The 26,160-nt window shown below is 43.2% G+C and carries 25 protein-coding genes; 24 read left to right on the top strand and 1 reads right to left on the bottom strand.

Annotation, left to right across the window (positions count from 1 at the left end):
- Positions 1-4: 4 nt before the first annotated feature.
- From HMPREF2764_RS10315 to purB, 24 genes are all read left to right on the top strand, one after another.
- Positions 5-820 carry a GHKL domain-containing protein gene (locus tag HMPREF2764_RS10315; protein WP_239822585.1) on the top strand — a complete coding sequence of 272 codons (816 nt, stop codon included), beginning with the start codon at positions 5-7 and terminating at the stop codon, positions 818-820.
- Positions 817-1,548 carry a response regulator transcription factor gene (locus tag HMPREF2764_RS06580; RefSeq protein WP_070528204.1) on the top strand — a complete coding sequence of 244 codons (732 nt, stop codon included), beginning with the start codon at positions 817-819 and terminating at the stop codon, positions 1,546-1,548. Before HMPREF2764_RS10315 ends, HMPREF2764_RS06580 begins: the two co-directional genes overlap by 4 nt.
- Before the next feature lie 372 nt (positions 1,549-1,920).
- Positions 1,921-2,049 carry a smi_0059.1 family bacteriocin-like peptide gene (locus HMPREF2764_RS06575; RefSeq protein ID WP_049499438.1) on the top strand — a complete coding sequence of 43 codons (129 nt, stop codon included), beginning with the start codon at positions 1,921-1,923 and terminating at the stop codon, positions 2,047-2,049.
- 10 nt (positions 2,050-2,059) lie between these two features.
- Positions 2,060-2,215, top strand: a complete 156-nt coding sequence (locus tag HMPREF2764_RS09735) for a hypothetical protein (protein WP_049499436.1) — start codon at positions 2,060-2,062, stop codon at positions 2,213-2,215.
- 33 nt (positions 2,216-2,248) lie between these two features.
- Positions 2,249-2,446, top strand: a complete 198-nt coding sequence (locus tag HMPREF2764_RS06570) for a class IIb bacteriocin, lactobin A/cerein 7B family (protein ID WP_049502335.1) — start codon at positions 2,249-2,251, stop codon at positions 2,444-2,446.
- Positions 2,447-2,659: 213 nt separating this feature from the next.
- Positions 2,660-2,815, top strand: a complete 156-nt coding sequence (locus HMPREF2764_RS06560) for a smi_0061 family bacteriocin-like peptide (protein WP_000357248.1) — start codon at positions 2,660-2,662, stop codon at positions 2,813-2,815.
- Positions 2,816-2,818: 3 nt separating this feature from the next.
- Positions 2,819-3,034, top strand: a complete 216-nt coding sequence (locus HMPREF2764_RS10310) for a bacteriocin immunity protein (RefSeq protein ID WP_078934268.1) — start codon at positions 2,819-2,821, stop codon at positions 3,032-3,034.
- An 80-nt stretch (positions 3,035-3,114) separates the two neighbouring features.
- Positions 3,115-3,294, top strand: a complete 180-nt coding sequence (locus tag HMPREF2764_RS06555) for a hypothetical protein (RefSeq protein ID WP_049515845.1) — start codon at positions 3,115-3,117, stop codon at positions 3,292-3,294.
- A 433-nt stretch (positions 3,295-3,727) separates the two neighbouring features.
- Positions 3,728-5,881 carry a peptide cleavage/export ABC transporter ComA gene (gene comA, locus HMPREF2764_RS06550; RefSeq protein ID WP_070528201.1) on the top strand — a complete coding sequence of 718 codons (2,154 nt, stop codon included), beginning with the start codon at positions 3,728-3,730 and terminating at the stop codon, positions 5,879-5,881.
- Positions 5,882-5,893: 12 nt separating this feature from the next.
- Positions 5,894-7,243 carry a competence pheromone export protein ComB gene (gene comB / locus HMPREF2764_RS06545; protein ID WP_070528197.1) on the top strand — a complete coding sequence of 450 codons (1,350 nt, stop codon included), beginning with the start codon at positions 5,894-5,896 and terminating at the stop codon, positions 7,241-7,243.
- Between the two features lie 169 nt (positions 7,244-7,412).
- On the top strand, positions 7,413-8,120 hold the full coding sequence (purC, locus tag HMPREF2764_RS06540) for a phosphoribosylaminoimidazolesuccinocarboxamide synthase (RefSeq protein ID WP_070528193.1): 708 nt from the start codon (positions 7,413-7,415) through the stop codon (positions 8,118-8,120).
- A 1-nt stretch (position 8,121) separates the two neighbouring features.
- Positions 8,122-8,265 carry a phosphoribosylaminoimidazolesuccinocarboxamide synthase gene (locus tag HMPREF2764_RS10375; protein WP_079211609.1) on the top strand — a complete coding sequence of 48 codons (144 nt, stop codon included), beginning with the start codon at positions 8,122-8,124 and terminating at the stop codon, positions 8,263-8,265.
- A gap of 55 nt (positions 8,266-8,320) precedes the next feature.
- Positions 8,321-12,046, top strand: a complete 3,726-nt coding sequence (locus tag HMPREF2764_RS06535) for a phosphoribosylformylglycinamidine synthase (RefSeq protein WP_070528191.1) — start codon at positions 8,321-8,323, stop codon at positions 12,044-12,046.
- A gap of 93 nt (positions 12,047-12,139) precedes the next feature.
- Positions 12,140-13,582 (top strand): amidophosphoribosyltransferase, encoded by a 1,443-nt coding sequence (gene purF, locus HMPREF2764_RS06530; RefSeq protein ID WP_070528182.1) that lies wholly within the window; start codon positions 12,140-12,142, stop codon positions 13,580-13,582.
- A 217-nt stretch (positions 13,583-13,799) separates the two neighbouring features.
- On the top strand, positions 13,800-14,822 hold the full coding sequence (purM, locus tag HMPREF2764_RS06525; RefSeq protein ID WP_070528175.1) for a phosphoribosylformylglycinamidine cyclo-ligase: 1,023 nt from the start codon (positions 13,800-13,802) through the stop codon (positions 14,820-14,822).
- Positions 14,819-15,364: a phosphoribosylglycinamide formyltransferase gene (purN, locus tag HMPREF2764_RS06520; protein WP_070528170.1), complete on the top strand. Its 546-nt coding sequence runs from the start codon at positions 14,819-14,821 to the stop codon at positions 15,362-15,364. Before purM ends, purN begins: the two co-directional genes overlap by 4 nt.
- Positions 15,365-15,538, top strand: coding sequence for a hypothetical protein (locus HMPREF2764_RS10150; protein WP_186821163.1), 174 nt, complete (start codon positions 15,365-15,367; stop codon positions 15,536-15,538). It begins immediately after the preceding gene.
- A 26-nt stretch (positions 15,539-15,564) separates the two neighbouring features.
- Entirely contained in the window at positions 15,565-17,112 is a 1,548-nt protein-coding gene (gene purH, locus HMPREF2764_RS06515; RefSeq protein WP_070528265.1) for a bifunctional phosphoribosylaminoimidazolecarboxamide formyltransferase/IMP cyclohydrolase, read from the top strand.
- Positions 17,113-17,233: 121 nt separating this feature from the next.
- Entirely contained in the window at positions 17,234-18,496 is a 1,263-nt protein-coding gene (purD, locus tag HMPREF2764_RS06510; protein ID WP_070528168.1) for a phosphoribosylamine--glycine ligase, read from the top strand.
- 93 nt (positions 18,497-18,589) lie between these two features.
- On the top strand, positions 18,590-18,706 hold the full coding sequence (locus HMPREF2764_RS10300) for a phosphoribosylaminoimidazole carboxylase (RefSeq protein WP_078228439.1): 117 nt from the start codon (positions 18,590-18,592) through the stop codon (positions 18,704-18,706).
- A gap of 31 nt (positions 18,707-18,737) precedes the next feature.
- Positions 18,738-19,229, top strand: coding sequence for a 5-(carboxyamino)imidazole ribonucleotide mutase (purE, locus tag HMPREF2764_RS06505; RefSeq protein ID WP_049515832.1), 492 nt, complete (start codon positions 18,738-18,740; stop codon positions 19,227-19,229).
- A complete protein-coding gene (gene purK, locus HMPREF2764_RS06500) occupies positions 19,216-20,307 on the top strand; it encodes a 5-(carboxyamino)imidazole ribonucleotide synthase (RefSeq protein ID WP_070528161.1) in 1,092 nt (363 codons plus the stop codon). The genes purE and purK overlap by 14 nt, the downstream gene beginning before the upstream one ends.
- 9 nt (positions 20,308-20,316) lie before the next feature.
- Positions 20,317-20,544, top strand: a complete 228-nt coding sequence (locus HMPREF2764_RS06495) for a phosphoribosylaminoimidazole carboxylase (RefSeq protein ID WP_070528158.1) — start codon at positions 20,317-20,319, stop codon at positions 20,542-20,544.
- Positions 20,545-20,607: 63 nt separating this feature from the next.
- Complete coding sequence (gene purB / locus HMPREF2764_RS06490; protein WP_070528155.1) at positions 20,608-21,906, top strand: adenylosuccinate lyase; 1,299 nt, start codon at positions 20,608-20,610, stop codon at positions 21,904-21,906.
- A 178-nt stretch (positions 21,907-22,084) separates the two neighbouring features.
- Here purB and HMPREF2764_RS06485 read toward each other — a convergent pair whose 3' ends face one another.
- Positions 22,085-26,110, bottom strand: coding sequence for a family 20 glycosylhydrolase (locus HMPREF2764_RS06485; protein WP_070528148.1), 4,026 nt, complete (start codon positions 26,108-26,110; stop codon positions 22,085-22,087).
- Positions 26,111-26,160: the final 50 nt, after the last annotated feature.

Genomic DNA, 26,160 nt, shown 5'->3' with positions numbered 1-26,160 from the left:
GTTTATGACCAATAGAAATAGTTCTTTCTACGTTCGTTTTGACACAACCATTTCTCTCCTGATTTTCATTCTCTTTTTCTCTTGGCTCTTTTATATCAAGCATTTGGAGCAGGTTTATCGTGATGAGCAAACCATTCAGAGACAGGAAGATGAAAATCGTTCCTTGCAAGGGATGGTGGATAAGCTGGGTCATCTCTATGATGAGGTTCGAGGTTTCCGTCATGATTTTGCAGGAATTGTCGCTAGCATGGAGCCTGCTATAGCGAATCAAGATATGGCTGAGGTGTCTACCATTTATCAAGATGTCTTTCTAAAGACAAATGAAAAGCTGAGGAAGGCGGATTACACGGCCTTTAATCTCCACAATATCCATGATATAGCTATTCGCAATACCTTGGCAAAAGCCATGATTGTGGCAGATAATCAGGGGATTCATTTTAGTTTGGAGACGGTGGGGGTCGTAGAAGAGCTGGCTTTGCCTATGTTGGAGGCTATCCGTATCCTTTCTATCCTCACGACAAATGCCTTAGAGGCAGCCAGTGAGGCTGAAAATCCGCAGATTCGGGTTGCTTTGTTGGCAGGTGATAGGAGTGTCCGTTTTATCATTGAAAACACTCGTAAGAAAGAAGAATTGAATCCCAGCATTCTCAGTCAAAAGGGTTACTCTACCAAGGGAAACCACAGTGGACTGGGCTTGGCAACCTTGGAGGACATGGTTTTTCATTATGATTTAAACTTAGATACCCAGCTAGGAGAGACGACCTTTAGACAAGATTTAGAATTGCCATTTAAGGATGAGAAACGAGAGGGAGAGGAATGAGAATTTTAGTTTTAGAAGACGACAGAGTCCAGCAGGGGCGTATAGAGCAGACTTTACTAGATATTGGTCGCTCTCGCAATTTGAGATTGGAAATTGATATTGCCAAAAACTATGGAGACGTTGAAAAGTATTCACAGTATTTTGACCATTACCAGCTCTATTTATTAGATTTAGAGATTGATGGAGAGCGTGAACGGGGTTTTCAGGTTGCTCAACAGGTTCGGGAGCGGGATCCTTTTACAAGCATTGTCTTTGTGTCCACGCACTCGGAGGCCTTGCCTCTAGCTTTTCGCTATCACTTGTCTGCCTTGGATTTTATTTCCAAGGATCAGCCTGAGGAGAATTACCGTCATCAGCTGGAGCGCTGTCTGGACTATGTACTGGCAGTGGACAAGAGGGAAAATATGCGTCTCTTCACCTATAGTTTTGAGGGAAGACGGGGCTTTACTCTGCCCTACCATGAGATTTTAGCCTTTGAAACCTCAGTGGAATCCCATCGTATCAAGGTCTATTATGCCAATCATTCTATCAAGACCATTTATGGCAGTCTCAAGGATATCGCTGCTAAGGCTGAAAAAGATTACTTTGTCTATGCCAATCGCAATACGTTGGTCAGTTTACATGCCATTGAAGAGATGACTGCGACAGAAGTGACCCTGTTAGAAGGCTTGCACTTCCCCGTATCACGAACAGCCAGAAGAACTCTTAAAAAACATCTCAATGTCTAATATCTGTTAGACTTGAATCAAATTATCAATAAGAATGTCGGAAAATTTTCTGATATTCTTATTTTTTTGACTTCTTTTTCGAATAGATAAGTAAGAGGAAAAGGAAAGGAGCCTAGTTCATGTATCTACCAATCTTGTATCCGTGGTTTATTAAATTATTTTTTAAATAAAATTTGATTTAGTTGTTTATTTTCGAATTGTTTTTCGAATAGATAAGTAAGAGGAAAAGGAAAGGAGCCTGGTTTATGTATCTACCAATCTTGTATCCGTGGTTCATTAAATTATTTTTTAAATAAAATTTAATTTAGTTGTTCATTTTCGGATTGTTTTTCGAATAGATAAGTGAGAGGGAAAAAAGAAAGGAATAAAATAATGAAAGAACATTATTATGGATTTGTTGAGCTGACTTCGGAAGAATTGACCGATATTCAAGGTGGAGAAAATTGGACGAAGACACTTGCAGATTGGTACGTTGGATTTCGTAGAGGTTTAGGTTTTTAGGGGATAAGCGATGAATGAAATGAATGATAAGTGTACTATTGAAGTATTAAAGGAAAGCGACTTAGCCTTGCTGGTGGGTGGTAGCAAGGAAAGTTATCAACGGGGTTTAATTACAGGTCTATTGTTACGTAGTGTATTTATTGGAACTCCATTTTTTAGAGGATAAGATTTAGAAAAAATAGAATAAGAGGAGAAAAAGATGACAAATTTTGACAAAATGGAACAGAACTTTGTAGCTCTTACAGAAGAAGAGTTGATGAATGTAGATGGGGGAATTGCACCAATTATTATTGGTGGTGTAGTTATTAGTTGGAAATTAATTGGAGGTGTAGCTGCGCTTGCTACAGCTTCAGCAGGTGCAGGCATAGCTGCAGGATATTATGCTAATCGACCATAATTTTGGATTTATATATGAGATTTGTTAAATTAATGCTGAAGATTTGGCCTGAGCTTATGGTATTACTTAGTTCAATATCTTATACAATTATCAGGTTGGTAGCTGATGTGAATAAGCTACCCTTACCTACATGGTTTGATGATTTTAATATACCAACAATTTCATTGTTTTTAATGGTATTCATTTTATTATATAGAAGTAAAGGAGAAAAGAATGGATAAATTTCAAGTAGTTGATGAGAAAGATTTGCAAGTAATTGAAGGAGGAATTGAACCTATTTCGATTATATTTGGCCTAAGTGCTATTGCATTTGGCGCATTTGGGGCTGGTTACACATTTGGTTCAGATTTGGCTCGTCGTGGGCGTTAGATAATGAACAGTCGCAATCTTAATCTCAATACATTGTTACCTAAATTAGCCACGATATGTCCTTTGTTGGGAATAACTCTTAATGTCGCGCTTCATGTGATTCGTACAGGTTCGTTAGTATCCTTTAATTGGCAATGGACTTTAGTTGGTTTGCTTTTCGCAGGATATTTTGGTATTTTTCGCAAAGATTTGTCAAAAAATAATCAAAACTATAAATGAAGAACATGAATCAAAAGGATTTTGTGAATGAGAATGGTAGCGTTTTTCCGCCATTCTTGTCAGGTAAATAGGAGTCTGGCTTGAAAACATTTTTATTAGGCTTCGCTGAGGGTTATTTTATCGTATCGCTCATAATCTACATCGCAACGTATTTGATTTTGAAAAATCCGATCAATACCCTATTTTATCTAGAAATTTACCCTGTTTTATTTGGGCTCTTTTATCTAGGATATAAGGCCAATAAAAAGCAAGTAGGGTGAACAGTTAAGAATGACTTGTTAGCCTTCGCTGAAAAATGGCTGGGGTAGAATCTAAGGATGCATCACAATGGAGTTTAAAAGGAGTAACTATGAATCGTAATTTAGAACGGTGTTATCTATTCTGACTATGAATAGATCATACCAGAGGTGGCTTAGAAATAGCAGGGACATTAGAAATTGAAGTAATAAATAGGATGTCACAATGTTACTATCAATGATTTATTTGTTCCAAGCTTGCCTAGGGTGTCAGTAAAAAATCACTTTCCTTTCATACCATATTTTTAGTAGGCAGGACATTTGTTCTGCCTATTTTTTTATCCCAAAAGTGCAGTTGGGAGGGAGATAGGCGCATTTGGGAAGGAAGTCAAGTTTTTGTTTGGGGATTGGGGTAAGATAGGTATTATCAGATGAGTTTAGAAAAAAGGAGATGAATATGAAATTTGGGAAACGTCACTATCGTCCGCAGGTGGATCAGATGGACTGCGGTGTAGCTTCATTAGCCATGGTTTTTGGCTACTATGGTAGCTATTATTCTTTGGCTCACTTACGAGAATTGGCAAAGACGACCATAGATGGGACGACGGCCTTGGGCTTGGTCAAGGTGGCAGAGGAGATTGGCTTTGAGACGCGAGCTATTAGGGCAGATATGACGCTCTTTGACTTGCCAGATTTGACCTTTCCTTTTGTTGCTCATGTACTTAAGGAAGGGAAATTGCTCCACTACTATGTGGTGACTGGGCAGGATAAGGACAGCATTCATATTGCCGATCCAGATCCCGGGGTGAAGTTGACTAAACTGCCACGTGAGCGTTTTGCGGAAGAATGGACAGGAGTGACTCTGTTTATGGCACCGAGTCCAGACTACAAGCCTCATAAGGATCAAAAGAATGGTCTGCTCTCTTTTATCCCTATATTAGTGAAACAGCGTGGCTTGATCGCTAATATCGTTTTGGCAACACTCTTGGTAACCTTGATTAACATTGTGGGTTCTTATTATCTGCAGTCTATAATTGATACCTATGTGCCAGATCAGATGCGTTCGACGTTGGGGATTATTTCTATTGGTTTGGTCATCGTCTATATCCTCCAGCAGATCTTGTCTTATGCTCAGGAGTATCTCTTGCTTGTTTTGGGGCAACGCTTGTCGATTGATGTAATTTTGTCCTATATCAAGCATGTTTTTCACCTGCCTATGACCTTTTTTGCGACACGTCGTACAGGGGAAATCGTGTCTCGTTTTACGGATGCTAACAGTATCATCGATGCGCTGGCTTCGACCATTCTTTCGATTTTCTTGGACGTGTCAACGGTCGTCATTATTTCCCTTGTTTTATTTTCACAAAATACCAATCTCTTTTTCATGACCTTATTGGCGCTTCCTATCTACACAGTGATTATCTTTGCCTTTATGAAGCCGTTTGAAAAGATGAATCGGAATACCATGGAAGCCAATGCGGTTCTGTCTTCTTCTATCATCGAGGACATCAACGGTATTGAGACCATTAAGTCTTTGACTAGTGAAAGTCAGCGTTACCAAAAGATTGATAAGGAATTTGTGGATTATCTGAAGAAATCCTTTACCTATAGTCGGGTAGAGAGTCAGCAAAAGGCTCTGAAAAAAGTTGCCCATCTCTTGCTCAATGTCGGTATTCTATGGATGGGGGCTGTTCTGGTTATGGATGGCAAGATGAGTTTGGGGCAGTTGATTACCTATAATACCTTGCTGGTTTACTTTACTAATCCTTTGGAAAATATCATCAACCTGCAAACCAAGCTTCAGACAGCGCAGGTTGCCAATAACCGTCTGAATGAGGTTTATCTGGTAGCTTCTGAGTTTGAGGAGAAGAAAACGGTTGAGGATTTGAGTTTGATGAAGGGAGAGATGACTTTCAAGCAGGTTTCCTACAAGTATGGCTATGGTCGAGATGTTTTGTCGGATATCAATTTGACCATTCCCCAAGGTTCTAAGGTGGCTTTTGTGGGGATTTCAGGATCAGGTAAGACGACCTTGGCCAAAATGATGGTTAATTTTTACGACCCAAGTCAGGGAGAGATTAGTCTGGGTGGTGTCAATCTCAATCAGATTGACAAAAAGGCCCTGCGCCAGTATATTAACTATCTGCCTCAACAGCCCTATGTCTTTAACGGAACGATTTTGGACAATCTTCTCCTTGGAGCCAAGGAGGGAACGACACAGGAAGATATCTTACGGGCGGTCGAATTGGCAGAGATTCGGGAGGACATTGAGCGCATGCCACTAAATTACCAGACGGAATTGACTTCGGATGGAGCAGGAATTTCAGGTGGTCAACGGCAGAGAATCGCTCTGGCGCGTGCTCTCTTGACAGATGCACCGGTCTTGATTTTGGACGAGGCGACCAGCAGTCTGGATATCTTGACTGAGAAGCGAATTGTCGATAATCTCATGGCTTTAGACAAGACCTTGATTTTCATCGCCCACCGCTTGACCATTGCTGAGCGGACAGAGAAGGTTGTTGTCTTGGATCAGGGCAAGATTGTTGAAGAAGGAAAGCATGCTGATTTGCTTGCACAGGGTGGCTTTTATGCCCATTTGGTGAATAGCTAGAAAGAGGAGAGGATGAAACCAGAATTTTTAGAAAGTGCGGAGTTTTATAACCGTCGTTACCATAATTTTTCCAGTCGGGTGATTGTTCCCATGTCCCTTCTGCTTGTGTTTTTGCTTGGATTTGCAACATTTGCAGAGAAGGAGATGAGTTTGTCTACTAGAGCTACTGTTGAGCCTAGTCGAATCCTTGCAAATATCCAGTCTACTAGCAACAATCGCATTCTTGTTAATCATTTGGAAGAAAATAAGCTGGTAAAAAAGGGAGAACTGTTGGTTCAATATCAGGAAGGGGCAGAGGGTGTCCAAGCGGAGGCCTATGCTAGTCAGTTGGACATGCTCAAGGATCAAAAAAAGCAATTGGAGTATTTGCAAAAGAGCCTGCAAGAAGGGACGGATTACTTTCCAGAGGAGGATAAGTTTGGCTACCAAGCCACCTTTCGCGACTACATCAGTCAAGCAGGCAGTCTTAGGGCTAGTACATCGCAACAAAATGAGACCATCGCGTCCCAGAATGCAGCAGCTAGTCAAACCCAAGCTGAAATCGGCAACCTTATCAGCCAAACAGAGGCTAAAATTCGCGATTACCAGACAGCTAAGTCAGCTATTGAAACAGGCACTTCCTTGGCCAGTCAGAATCTAGCCTACTCTCTCTACCAGTCCTACAAGTCTCAGGGCGAGGAAAATCCGCAAGCTAAATCCCAGGCTGTTGCGCAGGTAGAAGCACAGCTTTCTCAGTTAGAATCTAGTCTTGCTACTTACCGTGTCCAGTATGCAGGTTCAGGTACCCAGCAAGCCTATGCGTCAGGTTTAAGCAGTCAATTGGAGTCTCTCAAATCCCAACACTTGGCAAAGGTTGGTCAGGAATTGACCCTTCTAGACCAGAAAATTTTGGAGGCAGAATCGGGTAAGAAGGTTCAGGGAAATCTTTTAGAAAAGGGGAAAATTACGGCGAGTGAGGATGGGGTGCTTCACCTTAATCCTGAGACTAGTGATTCTACTATGGTAGCAGAAGGTGCCTTATTAGCTCAACTCTATCCGTCCTTGGAAAAAGAAGGGAAAGCCAAACTCACAGCTTATCTAAGTTCAAAAGATGTAGCAAGGATCAAGGTCGGTGATTCTGTTCGCTATACGACTACTCATGATGCCAAGAATCAACTTTTCCTAGATTCTACTATTACAAGTATTGATGCGACAGCTACTAAGACTGAGAAAGGGAATTTCTTTAAAATTGAGGTGGAGACTAATCTAACTTCGGAGCAGGCTGAAAAACTTCGGTATGGGGTGGAAGGTCGCCTGCAGATGATTACGGGCAAGAAAAGTTACCTGCGTTATTATTTGGATCAATTTTTGAACAAAGAGTAATGTTCGTGTTTTTAGAGTTAAATGATTTTTAAACTGTGAGAAAGATTCTTCTTGCGGTTTTTTCTTTATGATTTTTGGTGTCACTACATTATTTATTCGGTTAAGTTCTTGTAATTTTAGTTTTTTTATGGTAGAATGTGCTCAAGTAATACGAAAGGCGAACTTTAAAATGTCAAAACAATTGATCTATTCGGGAAAAGCTAAAGATATCTATACAACTGAGGATGAAAATCTTATTATTTCAACTTACAAGGACCAGGCGACTGCTTTCAATGGTGTTAAGAAGGAGCAGATTGCGGGCAAAGGAGTTTTGAATAATCAGATTTCATCTTTTATTTTTGAGAAATTAAATGCGGCTGGTGTGGCGACTCACTTTGTGGAGAAACTTTCAGATACAGAACAACTCAATAAAAAGGTTGAAATCATTCCTTTGGAAGTCGTGCTACGCAACTACACGGCTGGTTCCTTTTCAAAACGTTTTGGTGTAGATGAAGGAATCGCATTTGAGACTCCGATTGTTGAATTTTACTACAAAAATGATGATTTGGATGACCCATTTATCAATGACGAGCATGTGAAATTCCTACAGATTGCGGATGACCAGCAAATCGCTTACTTGAAGGAAGAAACTCGTCGTATCAATGAGCTCTTGAAAGCTTGGTTTGCTGAGATTGGCCTTAAATTGATTGACTTTAAGCTAGAGTTTGGTTTTGACAAGGATGGCAAGATTATCTTGGCAGACGAGTTTTCACCAGATAACTGCCGTTTGTGGGATGCGGATGGCAACCACATGGATAAGGATGTTTTCCGTAGAGGATTGGGAGAGCTAACAGACGTTTATGAAGTTGTCTGGGAGAAGTTGCAAGGTTTGAAATAATCTGTTTGCAACGGAAAACCTTCGTCTCTCAACTAAAAGGACTCAGGCTGAAAAGGTCCCCCAGACCTTTTCACTCCGTAGAGGATTGGGAGAACTAACAGACGTTTACGAGATTGTTTGGGAAAAGTTGCAAGAACTAAAATAACAACCTCAAGGTCGTTGGGGATATTGCAAGAGCTGAAATAAAGGAATAAGAATTGATGGATAAACGTATTTTTGTTGAAAAAAAGGCTGATTTTCAGGTCAAATCAGAGAGTTTGGTTAGAGAACTCCAGCATAACTTGGGAATTTCAAGCTTGAAAAGTATTCGTATTGTGCAAGTGTATGATGTCTTTAACTTGGCTAAGGACCTGTTTGCGCCTGCAGAGAAACACATCTTCTCTGAGCAGGTGACAGACCACGTCTTGGACGAAGCGGCTGTGCAGGCGGATCTTGCTAACTATGCTTTCTTTGCCATCGAAAGCCTGCCAGGGCAGTTTGACCAGCGTGCGGCTTCTTCACAGGAAGCCTTGCTTTTACTAGGAAGTTCGAGTGATGTAACGGTTAATACAGCCCAACTTTACTTGGTGAATAAAGATATTGATGCGACTGAGTTGGAAGCGGTCAAGAACTACTTGCTCAATCCAGTTGATTCTCGTTTCAAGGACATCACGACAGGGATTGCCAAGCAGGAATTTTCAGAGTCAGACAAGACCATTCCTAAATTGACTTTCTTTGAAAGCTATACAGCAGAAGATTTTGCCCGCTACAAAGCCGAGCAAGGGATGGCAATGGAAGTGGATGATTTGCTCTTTATCCAAGACTACTTTAAGTCAATCGGGCGCGTGCCGACTGAGACGGAGCTTAAGGTGTTGGATACCTACTGGTCTGACCACTGCCGTCACACCACTTTCGAGACTGAATTGAAACACATCGACTTTTCAGCTTCTAAATTCCAAAAACAATTGCAGTCAACCTATGAAAAATATATTGCCATGCGTGATGAGTTGGGGCGTTCTGAAAAACCACAAACCTTGATGGATATGGCGACTATTTTCGGTCGTTATGAGCGTGCTAATGGACGTTTGGACGATATGGAAGTGTCTGATGAAATAAACGCCTGCTCAGTAGAAATCGAAGTGGACGTTGATGGTATCAAGGAACCTTGGCTCCTCATGTTCAAAAATGAAACCCACAATCACCCAACTGAGATTGAACCATTTGGTGGGGCGGCAACTTGTATCGGTGGAGCCATTCGTGATCCGTTGTCAGGTCGCTCATATGTCTACCAAGCCATGCGTATCTCGGGTGCAGGTGATATTACAGCACCAATCTCTGAAACGCGTGCTGGTAAATTGCCACAACAGGTTATTTCTAAAACAGCGGCTCATGGTTATTCTTCATATGGTAACCAGATTGGGCTTGCAACAACCTACGTTCGCGAGTATTTCCACCCAGGATTTGTAGCTAAACGCATGGAGCTAGGTGCTGTTGTTGGTGCGGCTCCTAAGGGCAACGTCGTCCGAGAAAAACCGGAAGCGGGTGATGTCATTATCCTTCTTGGTGGTAAGACTGGACGTGACGGTGTCGGTGGTGCGACAGGTTCTTCTAAGGTTCAAACAGTTGAGTCTGTGGAAACTGCTGGAGCTGAAGTTCAAAAAGGGAATGCTATCGAAGAACGCAAGATTCAACGCCTTTTCCGTAATGGCAATGTCACTCGTCTTATCAAGAAATCTAATGACTTTGGGGCAGGCGGTGTCTGTGTGGCTATCGGTGAATTAGCAGACGGTCTTGAAATCGACCTCAACAAAGTACCTCTTAAATACCAAGGATTGAATGGTACTGAAATTGCCATCTCTGAATCTCAAGAACGGATGGCTGTTGTGGTACGTCCAGAAGACGTAGATGCCTTCGTTGTAGAATGTAACAAAGAAAATATTGATGCTGTTGTTGTGGCGACAGTGACTGAAAAACCAAATCTTGTCATGCACTGGAATGGTGAAACGATTGTCGACTTGGAACGCCGTTTCCTTGATACCAATGGTGTGCGCGTAGTTGTCGATGCTAAGGTTGTGGACAAGGACGTCAAACTTCCAGAGGAGCGTACAACAAGCGTAGAAACACTGGAAGCAGATACCCTTACCGTTCTATCTAACCTCAACCATGCGAGTCAAAAAGGTTTGCAGACCATCTTTGATTGCTCTGTTGGTCGTTCGACGATCAATCACCCACTTGGCGGTCGCTACCAACTCACACCAACTGAGGCTTCTGTTCAGAAATTGCCAGTTCAACACGGAGTGACTCATACGGCGTCAGTTATGGCCCAAGGTTTCAACCCTTATGTAGCAGAATGGTCTCCATACCACGGTGCTGCCTATGCGGTGATCGAAGCGACAGCTCGTTTGGTGGCTGCTGGTGCCAACTGGTCTAAGGCTCGTTTCTCTTACCAAGAGTATTTCGAGCGCATGGACAAACAAGCTGAGCGTTTTGGTCAGCCAGTAGCAGCTCTCCTAGGCTCTATCGAGGCACAAATTCAGCTTGGTTTGCCATCTATCGGTGGTAAGGACTCTATGTCTGGTACCTTTGAAGAATTGACAGTACCGCCAACCTTGGTTGCCTTTGGGGTGACGACGGCAGATAGCCGTAATGTGCTCTCTCCAGAATTTAAAGCTGTTGGGGAAAATATCTACTACATCCCAGGTCACGCTCTTGCTACAGAGATTGATTTTGATTTGATTAAGAAAAATTTTGCTCAGTTTGAAGCCCTTCAAAAGGCTCACAAAGTAACAGCGGCTTCAGCTGTCAAATACGGCGGTGTGCTTGAAAGTTTGGCCCTTGCTACCTTTGGAAATCATATTGGTGCAGAGGTAACCTTGCCTGAACTTGAAACGGCTTTGACAGCTCAATTGGGTGGATTTGTCTTCACATCTCCTGAAGAAATTGCTGGAGTAGAGAAAATCGGTCAAACAAGTGCAGACTTTACACTCCTTGTCAACGGTGTGAAGCTAGATGGACAGAAACTTGACAGTGCCTTCCAAGGCAAATTGGAAGAAGTCTACCCAACAGAGTTTGTTCAAGCCAAAGAACTGGCTGAAGTACCAGCTGTGGCATCAGATGTTGTGATTAAAGCCAAAGAAAAGGTTGAAAAACCTGTGGTTTACATCCCAGTCTTCCCAGGAACCAACTCGGAATATGACTCAGCTAAGGCCTTTGAAAAAGAAGGTGCAGAAGTTAACTTGGTGCCATTTGTGACTCTGAATGAAGAAGCTATTGTCAAGTCAGTTGAAACTATGGTTGACAATATCGGTAAGGCTAACATTCTCTTCTTTGCAGGTGGATTCTCAGCTGCAGATGAGCCAGATGGATCGGCTAAATTTATTGTCAATATCCTGCTCAATGAAAAAGTGCGTGCGGCTATTGATAGCTTTATCGCCCGTGGTGGCTTGATTATCGGTATCTGTAATGGGTTCCAGGCTTTGGTCAAATCAGGTCTTCTTCCATACGGAAACTTTGAAGATGCTACTAGTACTAGCCCAACCCTTTTCTACAATGATGCCAACCAGCACGTAGCGAAGATGGTGGAAACTCGTATTGCCAATACCAACTCGCCATGGTTGGCTGGGGTGCAAGTGGGCGATATCCACGCCATTCCAGTATCGCACGGTGAAGGGAAGTTTGTCGTGACGGCTGAGGAATTCGCTGAACTCCGTGACAATGGACAAATCTTCAGCCAATATGTTGACTTTGATGGCAAACCAAGTATGGACTCTAAGTACAATCCGAATGGTTCTGTCCATGCCATTGAAGGAATTACTAGCAAGAACGGCCAAATCATTGGTAAAATGGGACACTCTGAACGTTATGAAGATGGTCTTTTCCAAAACATCCCAGGCAATAAAGACCAGCACCTGTTCGCGTCAGCGGTTAAATACTTTACTGGAAAATAAGACTTGCAGATGTTTTTATAGACAGTATCAGTAATGTAAAAGTCATGTAGATTTAGCTCTTGGTGCTACACAAATAAAAATTAGGTATATAAAATGACATACGAAGTAAAATCTCTTAATGAAGAATGTGGTGTTTTCGGTATCTGGGGACATCCAGATGCTGCTAAATTGACCTATTTTGGTCTCCATAGTCTTCAGCACCGTGGTCAGGAGGGGGCAGGAATCCTCTCCAATGATCAGGGACAATTGAAGCGCCATCGTGACATGGGACTTTTATCAGAAGTCTTCAGAAATCCTGCTAATTTGGATAAATTGACAGGAACTGGTGCGATTGGGCATGTTCGTTATGCGACTGCTGGCGAAGCTTCTGTAGATAACATCCAGCCCTTCCTCTTCCGTTTTCATGATATGCAGTTTGGTTTGGCTCATAATGGAAATCTGACCAATGCAGCCTCTCTCAAGAAGGAATTGGAAAAAAGAGGAGCGATTTTCAGCGCGACTTCGGACTCGGAAATCTTGGCTCACCTTATTCGTCGTAGTCACAATCCGAACTTAATGGGAAAAATCAAGGAGGCGCTCAGCCTTGTCAAAGGTGGTTTTGCCTATATCTTGCTGTTTGAGGACAAGTTGATTGCGGCTCTTGACCCCAATGGTTTCCGTCCGCTTTCTATCGGGAAAATGGCTAATGGAGCGGTGGTTGTTTCCTCTGAAACCTGTGCTTTTGAGGTTATTGGTGCTGAATGGATTCGTGATTTGAAGCCAGGTGAGATTGTGATCATTGATGACAAGGGCATCCAGTATGATAGCTATACAGATGATACTCAGTTAGCAATCTGTTCTATGGAGTATATCTATTTTGCCCGCCCTGATTCTAACATTCATGGTGTCAATGTTCATACGGCACGTAAACGTATGGGTGCTCAATTGGCGCGTGAATTCAAGCATGAGGCGGATATCGTGGTCGGTGTGCCCAATTCTTCCCTAAGCGCGGCTATGGGATTTGCAGAAGAATCTGGTCTGCCAAACGAAATGGGACTTATTAAGAATCAATATACTCAACGTACCTTTATCCAACCGACTCAAGAATTGCGGGAGCAAGGGGTACGGATGAAACTCTCTGCTGTTTCAGGCGTTGTAAAAGGCAAGCGTGTGGTTATGATTGATGACTCTATTGTACGTGGAACAACCTCTCGTCGGATCGTTCAACTCTTGAAAGAAGCGGGTGCGACTGAAGTTCACGTTGCTATTGGCAGTCCAGCGCTAGCTTATCCATGCTTCTATGGAATTGATATCCAGACCCGTCAGGAGCTAATTGCGGCCAATCATACTGTTGAAGAAACTCGCCAAATCATTGGTGCGGACAGTCTGACCTATCTTTCAATTGATGGTTTGATTGAGTCGATTGGGATTGAAACAGATGCACCAAATGGTGGTCTCTGTGTCGCTTATTTTGATGGTGATTACCCAACGCCTCTCTACGACTATGAAGAAGACTATCGTAGAAGTTTGGAAGAAAAGACCAGTTTTTACAAATAGACAATAGATCCTCCATTAAAGAAAAGGAATATAAAAATGACAAATAAAAATGCTTATGCCCCACGTCTCACTACTGACTAAAAGCTAAAGCATTTGTCAGTAGACGCTTTCTCCTATGGGACCAAAGCTAGAGACCTGACTAGTATTTTTAGATAAAATAATTGTTTATCTAAAAATACGTCGCAGTCTTTTCCAAAAAAAGAAAAGGAAAAATAAAATGGCAAATAAAAATGCGTACGCTCAATCTGGTGTGGATGTTGAAGCGGGTTATGAAGTTGTTGAACGGATTAAAAAGCACGTGGCTCGTACGGAGCGTGCAGGTGTCATGGGAGCTCTTGGTGGCTTTGGTGGTATGTTTGACCTTTCAAAGACTGGGGTTAAAGAGCCTGTCTTGATTTCAGGGACTGATGGTGTCGGAACCAAGCTCATGCTGGCCATCAAGTACGACAAGCACGATACCATTGGTCAGGACTGTGTGGCCATGTGTGTCAATGATATCATCGCTGCAGGCGCTGAGCCTCTCTATTTCCTCGACTATGTGGCTACAGGGAAGAATGAACCGGCCAAGTTAGAACAAGTCGTTGCTGGTGTAGCAGAAGGTTGTGTGCAGGCAGGCGCAGCCCTCATCGGTGGGGAAACAGCTGAAATGCCTGGTATGTATGGTGCAGATGACTATGACTTGGCTGGTTTTGCGGTCGGTGTGGCTGAAAAATCTCAAATCATTGACGGCTCAAAAGTGGTAGAGGGAGATGTTCTTCTTGGACTTGCTTCAAGTGGGATTCATTCCAATGGTTACTCTCTCGTCCGTCGTGTCTTTGAGGATTACACAGGTGAGGAAATCTTACCAGAATTGGAAGGCAAGCAACTCAAGGAAGTTCTTCTTGAGCCGACTCGTATCTATGTCAAGGATGTTTTGCCACTCATCAAGGAGGGGTTGATCAACGGCATTGCCCACATCACAGGTGGTGGCTTTATCGAAAATATCCCTCGTATGTTTGCAGCTGACTTGGCTGCTGAGATTGAGGAAGACAAGGTCCCAGTTTTACCGATTTTCAAAGCCCTTGAAAAATACGGTCAGATCAAACACGAAGAAATGTTTGAAATCTTCAATATGGGTGTGGGGCTTATGTTTGCAGTTAGCCCTGAAAATGTAAGTCGTGTCAAGGAATTGTTGGATGAACCAGTCTATGAAATTGGTCGTATCGTCAAGAAAGAAAACGAAAGTGTCATCATCAAATGAAAAAAATAGCGGTTTTTGCCTCTGGTAATGGCTCAAATTTTCAGGTGATAGCGGAACAATTTCCAGTAGAGTTTGTCTTTTCAGACCATCGTGACGCCTATGTGCTCGAACGTGCAGACAAGCTCGGCGTTCTGTCCTATGCTTTTGAACTCAAGGAGTTTGAGAGCAAGGCAGACTACGAAGCGGCCCTTGTCGAACTCTTGGAAGAGCACCAGATTGACTGGGTTTGTCTAGCAGGCTACATGAAAATTGTTGGGCCTACTTTACTGGCAGCTTATGAAGGCAGGATTATCAACATTCATCCAGCCTACTTGCCAGAATTTCCAGGAGCTCATGGGATTGAGGATGCTTGGAATGCTGACGTGGATCAGTCTGGTGTGACCATTCACTGGGTAGATTCTGGTGTGGACACTGGTAAGATCATCAAACAAGTCCGTGTGCCACGGTTAGCTGATGATACCATCGAAAGCTTTGAAACTCGCATTCATGAGGCAGAGTACAAGTTGTATCCGGAAGTTATTAGAGAATTGTTGGACAAGTAAATGAAAAAATGGTTGGAAACACTTGCCTTGATTACCTTGGCAATCATTCTACGTTTACTGGTAAATTTTTTCTTCCCAGAGATTCCCTATTGGGGGAGATTTTTACTGACAGTAATTTTGGGAGTCTTGGTAATCGTCTTCCTATACTTTATGAATCAAAAAATGCGTAGGTAGAGAGTTTGAAAATGAAAGGAAAAAACATGACTAAACGCGCCTTAATCAGCGTCTCAGACAAAGTGGGCATTGTTGAATTTGCCCAAGAACTTAAAAAACTCGGTTGGGATATTATCTCGACAGGTGGGACAAAGATTGCCCTTGATACTGCTGGGGTGGACACCATTGCTATCGATGATGTGACTGGTTTTCCAGAAATGATGGACGGTCGTGTTAAGACACTTCATCCAAATATCCACGGTGGACTCCTCGCTCGTCGTGACTTGGATAGTCACCTGGAAGCGGCCAAAGACAATCAAATCGAGCTCATTGACCTTGTAGTGGTCAATCTCTATCCCTTTAAAGAAACGATTCTCAAACCAGACGTAACTTACGCTGATGCAGTTGAAAACATCGATATCGGTGGGCCATCCATGCTTCGTTCAGCAGCGAAAAATCATGCCAGCGTGACGGTTGTGGTAGATCCTGCTGACTATACAGTGGTTTTGGACGAGTTGTCAGCCAATGGTGAAACGACTTATGAAACTCGCCAACGTTTGGCAGCCAAGGTTTTCCGTCATACAGCGGCTTATGACGCCTTGATTGCAGAGTATTTCACAGCTCAAGTGGGGGAAAGCAAACCTGAAAAGCTCACTTTGACCTATGACCTCAAACAAGCTATGCGTTACGGTGAGAACCCTCAACAAGACGCAGACTTCTACCAAAAAGCTTTGCCAACAGACTATTCGATTGCTTCAGCCAAACAGCTCAATGGGAAAGAATTGTCATTCAATAATATCCGTGACGCTGATGCGGCCATTCGTATCATCCGTGATTTTAAAGACCGTCCAACCGTTGTGGCTCTCAAACACATGAACCCATGTGGGATTGGTCAAGCTGATGACATCGAGACTGCTTGGGACTACGCTTATGAGTCTGACCCAGTGTCTATCTTTGGTGGGATTGTCGTTCTCAACCGTGAGGTGGATGCTGCGACAGCTGAGAAGATGCACGGTGTTTTCCTTGAAATCATCATTGCACCAAGCTATACGGATGAAGCGCTAGCCATTTTGATCAATAAAAAGAAAAACTTGCGTATCCTTGCCTTGCCATTTGATGCTCAAGAGGCCAGTGAAGTGGAAGCAGAATACACAGGTGTAGTTGGTGGACTTCTGGTGCAAAACCAAGACGTGGTCAAGGAAAGCCCAGCTGACTGGCAAGTGGTGACCAAACGCCAGCCAACTGAGACAGAAGCGACAGCTCTTGAGTTTGCTTGGAAAGCTATTAAATACGTCAAATCAAACGGAATTATCGTGACCAACGACCACATGACACTTGGTGTTGGTCCAGGTCAAACTAACCGTGTGGCTTCAGTCCGTATTGCCATTGACCAAGCTAAAGACCGTCTTGACGGCGCTGTGCTTGCTTCTGATGCCTTCTTCCCATTTGCGGATAATGTGGAAGAAATCGCCAAAGCAGGCATTAAAGCTATTATTCAACCTGGAGGATCAGTCCGTGACCAAGAGTCTATCGAAGCGGCAGACAAATACGGCTTGACTATGGTCTTCACAGGAGTGAGACATTTTAGACATTAAGAACGTTAAAGGGAAGAAAACAGTTTCTTTCCTTTTTTGCGTAAAAACGCGGAGTGAAACAAGATTAAAACGAACGTTTGTGATATAATATTAGTAAATAATTCGCAAAAGAGGTTGAGAGATGAAGCTGTTAGTTGTCGGTTCTGGTGGTCGTGAACATGCGATTGCTAAGAAGTTGCTTGAGTCAAAAGAGGTAGAAAAGGTTTTTGTAGCTCCTGGAAATGACGGAATGACTCTGGATGGTTTGGAGTTGGTAAATATCTCTATTTCCGAACATTCTAAATTGATTGAGTTTGCAAAAACCAACGATATTGCTTGGACCTTTATTGGTCCAGATGATGCCCTTGCGACTGGTATCGTGGATGATTTCCATGCAGCTGGTCTCAAAGCCTTTGGTCCGACAAGATTGGCAGCTGAGCTGGAGTGGTCCAAGGATTTTGCCAAGGAAATCATGGTCAAATACGGCGTTCCGACAGCAGCCTATGGCACGTTCTCAGATTTCGAGGAAGCCAAGGCCTATATCGAAAAGCAGGGTGCGCCTATCGTAGTCAAGGCGGATGGCTTGGCGCTTGGGAAAGGTGTCGTTGTTGCGGAGACGGTTGAGCAAGCAGTCGAAACCACTCATGAGATGCTTTTGGACAATAAATTTGGGGACTCAGGTGCGCGTGTGGTTATTGAGGAATTCCTCGACGGAGAGGAATTTTCACTTTTTGCCTTTGTCAATGGTGATAAGTTCTACATCATGCCAACGGCTCAGGACCACAAACGTGCCTATGATGGCGACAAAGGGCCTAACACGGGTGGTATGGGTGCCTATGCGCCAGTTCCACACTTGCCACAGAGCGTGATTGACACAGCAGTGGAGACTATTGTCAAGCCAGTCCTAGAGGGCATGATCCAAGAAGGGCGTCCATATCTGGGAGTTCTTTACGCAGGGCTTATCTTGACAGCTGATGGACCTAAGGTTATCGAGTTTAATGCTCGCTTTGGAGATCCTGAAACTCAGATTATTCTACCTCGATTAACCTCTGATTTTGCCCAAAATATTACGGATATCCTCGATGGCAAGGAGCCAAACATCACCTGGACGGACAAGGGTGTGACTCTGGGTGTGGTTGTCGCATCTAACGGTTATCCGCTAGACTATGAAAAAGGTGTCAAGTTACCAGCCAAGACAGAAGGTGACATTATCACCTATTATGCAGGGGCTAAGTTTGCGGAAAATAGCAGAGCACTGTTATCAAACGGCGGACGTGTCTATATGCTCGTCACCACAGCAGATACTGTCAAAGAAACTCAAGACACCATCTACCAAGAACTCGCCCAACAAAAAACAGAAGGCCTCTTTTACCGAAAAGATATCGGAAGTAAAGCTATTCGATAAAGGTATAAGAAAAAGCGATGCAGTCGTCAAGTACGTTAATAGTCGTTTGATTTGCGAGCGTTAGCGAGCTAATATAGAACAATCACCGCTGTTGTGCAAGAACGATTGAATGACAATACAATTGTTCAGGGAAATTGGAAGACCTTGGGCTTCCGATTTAGGCATGAGACACCTTTGGTGGCTGCTGCCGTCCCTCACAACCTAAGGTGATTGAAAAAAGAAAGGAAAGAAAAGGAAAATCATGACCAAACCAATTATTTCCATCATCATGGGCTCAAAATCCGACTGGGCAACCATGAAAAAAACAGCAGAAGTCCTAGACCGCTTCGGTGTAGCCTACGAGAAGAAGGTTGTCTCTGCCCATCGCACACCTGATCTCATGTTCAAGCATGCCGAAGAAGCGCGTAGTCGTGGTATCAAGATCATCATCGCAGGTGCAGGTGGCGCAGCTCATTTGCCAGGGATGGTCGCAGCTAAAACAACCCTTCCAGTCATTGGTGTGCCCGTAAAATCGCGTGCCCTTAGTGGTGTGGACTCGCTTTACTCTATCGTACAGATGCCGGGTGGCGTACCTGTTGCGACAATGGCTATCGGTGAAGCAGGAGCGACAAACGCTGCCCTCTTTGCCCTTCGTCTCCTTTCAGCAGAAGATCAGGCTATCGCGACAGCTTTGGCAGATTTTGCAGAAGAACAAGGAAAAATCGCAGAGGAGTCGACAAATGAGCTCATCTAAAACAATCGGAATTATCGGTGGCGGCCAGCTGGGTCAAATGATGGCCATTTCTGCTATCTACATGGGCCACAAGGTTATCGCGCTGGATCCTGCTGCAGATTGCCCGGCCTCTCGCGTGGCGGAAATCATCGTGGCTCCTTATAACGATGTGGATGCTCTTCGTCAGTTGGCGGAGCGCTGTGATGTTCTTACCTATGAATTTGAAAATGTCGACGCCGATGGTTTGGATGCTGTCATCAAGGATGGACAACTCCCTCAAGGGACAGACCTGCTTCGCATTTCCCAAAATCGGATTTTTGAAAAGGACTTTCTCTCAAATAAGGCTCAAGTCACTGTAGCACCATACAAGGTTGTGAATTCTAGCCAAGACTTGGCGGAGATTGATCTGTCCAAAAACTATGTCCTCAAGACTGCGACTGGTGGCTACGATGGGCATGGGCAAAAGGTCATTCGCTCAGAAGCAGACTTGGAAGAAGCCTATGAACTAGCAGATTCAGCTGACTGTGTCTTGGAAGAATTTGTTAATTTTGACCTTGAAATTTCTGTTATCGTCTCAGGAAATAGCAAGGATGTGACAGTCTTCCCAGTTCAGGAAAATGTCCACCGTAACAACATTCTATCTAAGACCATTGTGCCAGCTCGCATTTCTGAGAGTTTAGCAGACAAGGCCAAAGCTATGGCAGTGAGAATCGCTGAGCAACTCAACTTGTCTGGAACACTTTGTGTGGAAATGTTTGCGACAGCTGATGACATCATTGTCAACGAGATTGCCCCGCGTCCACACAATTCAGGACACTACTCAATCGAAGCCTGTGACTTCTCTCAGTTTGATGCCCATATTCTAGGTGTTCTCGGAGCACCATTACCAGCCATCAAACTGCATGCCCCAGCTATCATGCTCAATGTTCTCGGCCAACATGTCGATGCTGCTGAAAAATATGTCACAGAAAATCCAAGCGCCCACCTCCACATGTATGGTAAAATAGAAGCGAAGCACAACCGCAAGATGGGGCATGTGACTTTGTTTAGTGATGCGCCGGATGAGGTGGAGGAATTTGGGAAAGGGATTGATTTTTAGTACAAGTCTATGATACAAATTATCGTTAATGCATTTATTGAAAAGGATAAGACTGGAGCAGTCGTTGAAGTCTTGTATGCTAGTAGTGATCACGAAAAGGTAAAGGCTAAATATGAAGAGCTAGTTGTTCAATATCCTGAAAACTATTTAGCAATTTATGATTTACCATTGGATACCGATCTCAATGAATTACTACACTATCCATCTGTGTTTATTGGAAAAGAGGAGTTTGAGTAGAAATCTTGGTTTACCTAGATAGCTTATTCCCAACAGCTTAAGAAGAAAGGAAAAATTAACAATATGATCGACCGTTACTCTCGCCCTGAGATGGCGAACATTTGGAGTGAAGAAAATAAATACCGTGCTTGGCTTGAGGTGGAAATCTTAGCTGACGAGGCATGGGCTGAGTTGGGGGAAATCCCTAAGGAAGATGTGGCCTTGATTCGTGAGAAAGCGGACTTTGACATCGACCGTATTTTGGAGATTGAGCAGGAGACTCGTCACGATGTGGTTGCCTTCACACGTGCGGTTTCTGAGACTCTTGGTGAAGAGCGCAAGTGGGTCCATTATGGTTTGACTTCTACCGATGTGGTAGATACGGCCTACGGTTACCTCTACAAGCAGGCCAACGACATCATCCGTCGTGACCTTGAAAATTTCACCAAGATCATCGCTGATAAGGCTAAGGAGCACAAGTTCACCATCATGATGGGGCGTACCCACGGTGTGCACGCTGAGCCTACAACCTTTGGTCTGAAATTGGCGACTTGGTATAGCGAAATGAAGCGCAACATCGAGCGTTTCGAGCATGCGGCTGCTGGAGTGGAAGCTGGTAAGATTTCGGGTGCAGTTGGGAACTTTGCCAACATCCCACCATTCGTTGAGCAATACGTCTGCGACAAATTGGGTATTCGTGCTCAAGAAATCTCTACACAGGTCCTTCCTCGTGACCTTCACGCTGAGTACTTTGCGGTTCTTGCCAGTATCGCGACTTCAATCGAACGTATGGCGACTGAGATTCGTGGCTTGCAAAAATCTGAACAACGTGAAGTAGAAGAGTTCTTTGCCAAAGGGCAAAAAGGTTCATCTGCTATGCCTCACAAACGCAACCCTATCGGTTCTGAGAACATGACAGGTCTTGCGCGTGTTATCCGTGGTCACATGATTACGGCCTATGAAAATGTCGCTCTTTGGCACGAACGAGACATTTCCCATTCATCAGCTGAGCGTATCATCACACCGGACACGACCATTTTGATTGACTACATGCTCAATCGTTTTGGAAATATCGTCAAGAATTTGACGGTTTTCCCTGAAAACATGATTCGCAACATGAATTCAACATTTGGTTTGATTTTCAGCCAACGCGCTATGTTGACCTTGATTGAAAAAGGAATGACCCGTGAGCAAGCCTATGACTTGGTGCAACCAAAAACGGCCTACTCTTGGGACAATCAAGTGGACTTCAAACCACTTCTTGAGGAAGACCCAGAAGTAACTTCACGCCTCACACAAGAAGAAATCGACGAAATTTTCAATCCTCTTTATTACACTAAACGAGTGGATGATATCTTTGACCGTCTTGGACTGGGTGATTAATTAAAAAAAGAGGCTGGGTATCCAGTCTCTTTAAAATCATAAAACCGCATATTATCAGGTGTTGACATACCTTGATGATATGCGGTTTATTTTGGAAAGATTTATTTCTTTTTCTTCTGAAATTGAGTTTTATACTCAGCTCTCATTAGGTTTTAGGATATAAATCTTTCATTTTATCTTATTGAATCCATTCGCCGTCAGCATTTACAGCGTAGCCATCAATTGTTGTGTTGACAGCTAAGGCTCCTGAAGGGTATGAATAATACCATTTATCTTCAACTTGGAACCAACCAGTTTTCATTGTACCTGAGTTGTCAAGATAATACCATGTATCTCCTTGGTTGACCCAGCCGGTTTGCATGGCACCTGAGTCGTTGAGATAGTACCATGATCCACCTTGATCGATCCAACCAGTTTGCATAGCACCTGAGTTATCAAGATAATACCATGTACCATTTACTTTCTGCCAACCAGTTTTCATTACACCAGACTCATCTAGGTAGTACCATGCTCCGTCTTTAACCCAACCGGTCTTCACTTTATCTGCATGATCATAGTAATACCATTTGCTTTCAATTAATTTCCATCCAGGTTTACTATTTTTACCATCTGCTAATTGATGAGTGATTCCGTTAGCAGAGTTAGATTCAGCCTTAGGCCCGCTTTCAACAACTACTTTGAAAGGAGTTTCTGTTCGGCTAGGCTCTTCCTTAGGAATGTCTAGTCTAGGTTTTTCTTCTGCGATTGGAGCAAGGCCATTCTCATCGCCGACATGTGTAATTGGTGCTCCGAATTCCACAATTTGATCGACAGGTTCTTTGGTTACTTGACTATCTAGAACTGTTTCGCTGGCCTTTCCATTTTCAGTAAGAACAGATACGTAAGAAGTGCGTTCACCTAGAACTCCAGCTTTGACAACTTTTTCTTGGCCTGCTGGGAGATTCGGATTTTCTTTTCGAATGACTTTAAACGGAATGCTTTCTGTTTTCACAACTAGTTCAGGTTTGGTTTCAACGTTAGCAGCTAGTTCATTTTCATCTAGGCTTCCTGAATGAGTTGCAGCTGGTTTGAGGCCTTGAAGAGCGGCCTTGAGCTTACCTACTAGTGCGTCTAATTCAGCTTGTTTGCTGCGGTTGAGGTTAAGGTTCAGTCCATCTTTTGCTGCCTTGAGTGCAGTTAGGCTCTCTGTGCTGTATCCGTCTAAGTTTGTAGGAATTTTAGCTAATTCTTCGCGGAGAGCATTATAATTAGCACGGAAGTAGTCTTTGTTGTGGTCTGCAAAGGCAGTCATGAGTTCAAAGATTTCCTCTTCCTTGTACTCAGCACTTGGTCTATCTGCCCAGATTGAAAGCATACTTCCAACTGTTGGAAGGTCTACTTCAGGATATTTGGTAGAAGCTAGTTGATTGAATGGTGTTTTTCCAGTATTCTCAATAGCTTTTTTGAGGAAACCACCACCATCTTCTGGTTTTTGGCCGAGAATGTAGTACCAGTCACCGTTGGTATTCAAGAACTTATAACCCTTGCTTGCTAGATATTGAGGTGAAGCAAGGTTGTAGCCCCACCAGCCTTTAGACCAGTAAGAAATCAAGACATCTTTATCAAATTCAGCATCGTCCTTGTCTTCATAATAGAAACCATCGTTGAAGGCCATTGGTTGTAGCCCTCTTTCCTTGGCCATAGCAGCTAGGCTGTTAGAATAGTCTGCGAACTTGTTATAGAGTCCATACCATTTGAGGTAGTACCAACCTTGGGCGTTGGTCGCATCATTGGCATACTCATCTGTACCATAGTTGAAAATCTTTGATTTATCAGCAAAGTAATCCATATACTTACCGATAAGGGCTTTGGTAAAGTTAAGGGCTTCTTGATTTTCAAGGTCCATGGTTGTTTTTGAGACCTTATCAAAGTTGGCTTGAGGATTCGCGATGCCAAGTTTTTCCATGGCGACCAGCATAGCATCCATATGTCCTGGGCTATTAATAGCTGGAATCAGACCAATACCTTTTTCCTTAGCGTATTTGGCAAGTTCTGTCACTTCTGCCTGTGTCAGTGCAGTACCGTTTGGATCGTCGTAGTAAGCTTTAGTTCCTTCGATAATAGCTTTTTTAACGTCATCACTAGCATAGGTTTTTCCGTTTGCAGTAATGGTCATATCATCGAGTAGGAAGCGAAGGCCATCATTTCCTAGAAGGAGGTGGGCATCAGAGTAGCCGAGCTCGCTCGCCTTGTCTACGATGCGTTTGAGTTGATCTAGAGAGAAGTATTTGCGACCTGCATCGATGGAAATGACTTTATTCTTATTAAGTTTTTCAAGTTCGCGTTTAGCATCCTCTTCTTTTTGTGCTTCTGGAGTTAAAGCCAAGTTTTTAATAGCATCTTGAAGGCTTGCGATTGCTTGATCAATCGTATCCTGTTGAGCACGGCTGAGATTGCTATCGAGTGAACGGATGGCTTTCTCAGCTTCTTTGACAGCAGCAAAACTTTCAGCAGTATAGCGGTTAGAGTCTTTTGGTATAGTTTCTAGTGCTTTTTCTGCAGGTTGATAGTTGGCTGCGAAGTATTCAGCGTTGGCATTTGCAAAATGACGCATGAGTTTGAAGAGGCGAGATGGTGAATAACGTGCAGATGGGGTATCGGCCCAAGCAGCTACCATACCACCGATGATTGGCACATCAGCTCCCTCTGTTTTTGGTACAGAAGTGATTGGTGTGTTTTTAATACCATTGAGCCCCTGATCGAGATTGTACCAACCTTGGCCATCAGCATTTCGTCCGAGGACGTAGTACCAAGCATCGTTGGTATTAAGGATTTGGTGACCTTTTTCAGCTAGTAGTTTAGAAGAAGCAACGTCGTAGCCCCCCCAACCACCAGTCCACATAGAAACGATGATGTCTTTGTCAAAACTACCAAAGCTTGTGTCGCTATTGTAGTAGATACCGTCGTTAAAGGCCATTGGTTTGAGACCGTGAGATTTTACAATACGAGCGAGGTCATTAGCGTAAGAGATGAATTTTTCATATCCTTTTTCAGGGTAACCTTCATTTGGATAATATTTATCAGCTTGAAGCACACTCCAACCTTTAGCATCTGTCGCATCATTGGCATATTCATCTAGTCCAATATTGAAGATTTCAGATTTCTTAGAGAAGTAGTTAGCGTATTTGTCAATCAGAGTTTTTGTGAAATCGACTGCTTGTTTATTATTTAAGTCAACAGTTCGTTCCGATTTTTTACCAAAATAATCAAAGTTAGGATTCTCAATGCCAAGTTCTTTCATAGCATGGAGCATAGCATCCATATGTCCAGGACTATTGACAGTTGGAATCACACCAATTCCCTTATCTTTGGCATAATTAATCAAATCTGTCATCTGACTTTCAGTGAGATGGTTACCATTTGGATCATCGTAATAAGCATTTGTTCCATTTTCAATGGCGCGTTTGACATCATCACTAGAGTAGGTTTTATCGCCCACTTTCATAGACATATCATCCAGCATGAAACGGAGACCATCGTTACCTACCAAGAGATGTAGATCTGTGTAACCATATTCTTTAGCTTTGTCGATAATTTCTTTGAGCTGCTCAGGTGAGAAATATTTACGTCCGGCATCAATTGAAACGATTTTTCGTTTAGCTAATTTTTCATTTTCAGTTGCAGCACGTTCCTTTCCTGCCTCTGTTGCCGGTTTGTCAGCCTCTGCTTTCGTTTCATCTTTTTTAGCTGGTTTATCCTTGTCAGCTTCTGACTTATCAGTCTTGTCTGTATCCGACTCTTTAGAATTAGCCTCTTTCTGCTCTTCCTTTTTAGGGCTAGCTTCCTCTGCCTTTTTATCGGCAGCTTCTTTTTCAACAGAAGTTGGGGTTACCACTTCTTCTTTATCACTAGGAGTTGAACTAACTTCCTCTTGTGTTTTTTCCTCTGTTTTTGGAAGACTAGCTACCTTATCAGTAGATGGAGTTTCTGTTTCTACAGTTTTTGGAGTTTCTGGTTGAAGCTCTGCTTTAGGTGTTTCCTCAGTCCGATTTTCGGATGGTTGAGGGGAATCGGAAACCGTATGGATGGTCGGTTGGTTTTCTGTAGTAGGAGTAACTCCATCGGCTGCAACAGCCTGTGCTTGGAAGGCAAATCCAATTAGAACAGAAGCTGCTCCTACAGCGTATTTACGAATGGAAAAACGTTGTTGTTTTTCTTGTTTCATTGCAAAACCTCCTGATTGTATTTTATATTGATAGCGTTTACATAAAACAA

The sequence above is a fragment of the Streptococcus sp. HMSC073F11 genome (assembly GCF_001810785.1).
Classification (GTDB): Bacteria; Bacillota; Bacilli; order Lactobacillales; family Streptococcaceae; genus Streptococcus.
This window is presented reverse-complemented; position numbering and strand designations above follow the sequence as displayed.

Coding starts and splice junctions, on each gene's coding strand:
- HMPREF2764_RS10315 (WP_239822585.1), top strand. CDS start 5: ATGACCAATAGAAATAGTTCTTTCTACGTTCGTTTTGACACAACCATT.
- HMPREF2764_RS06580 (WP_070528204.1), top strand. CDS start 817: ATGAGAATTTTAGTTTTAGAAGACGACAGAGTCCAGCAGGGGCGTATA.
- HMPREF2764_RS06575 (WP_049499438.1), top strand. CDS start 1,921: ATGAAAGAACATTATTATGGATTTGTTGAGCTGACTTCGGAAGAATTG.
- HMPREF2764_RS09735 (WP_049499436.1), top strand. CDS start 2,060: ATGAATGAAATGAATGATAAGTGTACTATTGAAGTATTAAAGGAAAGC.
- HMPREF2764_RS06570 (WP_049502335.1), top strand. CDS start 2,249: ATGACAAATTTTGACAAAATGGAACAGAACTTTGTAGCTCTTACAGAA.
- HMPREF2764_RS06560 (WP_000357248.1), top strand. CDS start 2,660: ATGGATAAATTTCAAGTAGTTGATGAGAAAGATTTGCAAGTAATTGAA.
- HMPREF2764_RS10310 (WP_078934268.1), top strand. CDS start 2,819: ATGAACAGTCGCAATCTTAATCTCAATACATTGTTACCTAAATTAGCC.
- comA (WP_070528201.1), top strand. CDS start 3,728: ATGAAATTTGGGAAACGTCACTATCGTCCGCAGGTGGATCAGATGGAC.
- comB (WP_070528197.1), top strand. CDS start 5,894: ATGAAACCAGAATTTTTAGAAAGTGCGGAGTTTTATAACCGTCGTTAC.
- purC (WP_070528193.1), top strand. CDS start 7,413: ATGTCAAAACAATTGATCTATTCGGGAAAAGCTAAAGATATCTATACA.
- HMPREF2764_RS06535 (WP_070528191.1), top strand. CDS start 8,321: ATGGATAAACGTATTTTTGTTGAAAAAAAGGCTGATTTTCAGGTCAAA.
- purF (WP_070528182.1), top strand. CDS start 12,140: ATGACATACGAAGTAAAATCTCTTAATGAAGAATGTGGTGTTTTCGGT.
- purM (WP_070528175.1), top strand. CDS start 13,800: ATGGCAAATAAAAATGCGTACGCTCAATCTGGTGTGGATGTTGAAGCG.
- purN (WP_070528170.1), top strand. CDS start 14,819: ATGAAAAAAATAGCGGTTTTTGCCTCTGGTAATGGCTCAAATTTTCAG.
- HMPREF2764_RS10150 (WP_186821163.1), top strand. CDS start 15,365: ATGAAAAAATGGTTGGAAACACTTGCCTTGATTACCTTGGCAATCATT.
- purH (WP_070528265.1), top strand. CDS start 15,565: ATGACTAAACGCGCCTTAATCAGCGTCTCAGACAAAGTGGGCATTGTT.
- purD (WP_070528168.1), top strand. CDS start 17,234: ATGAAGCTGTTAGTTGTCGGTTCTGGTGGTCGTGAACATGCGATTGCT.
- purE (WP_049515832.1), top strand. CDS start 18,738: ATGACCAAACCAATTATTTCCATCATCATGGGCTCAAAATCCGACTGG.
- purK (WP_070528161.1), top strand. CDS start 19,216: ATGAGCTCATCTAAAACAATCGGAATTATCGGTGGCGGCCAGCTGGGT.
- HMPREF2764_RS06495 (WP_070528158.1), top strand. CDS start 20,317: ATGATACAAATTATCGTTAATGCATTTATTGAAAAGGATAAGACTGGA.
- purB (WP_070528155.1), top strand. CDS start 20,608: ATGATCGACCGTTACTCTCGCCCTGAGATGGCGAACATTTGGAGTGAA.
- HMPREF2764_RS06485 (WP_070528148.1), bottom strand. CDS start 26,110: ATGAAACAAGAAAAACAACAACGTTTTTCCATTCGTAAATACGCTGTA.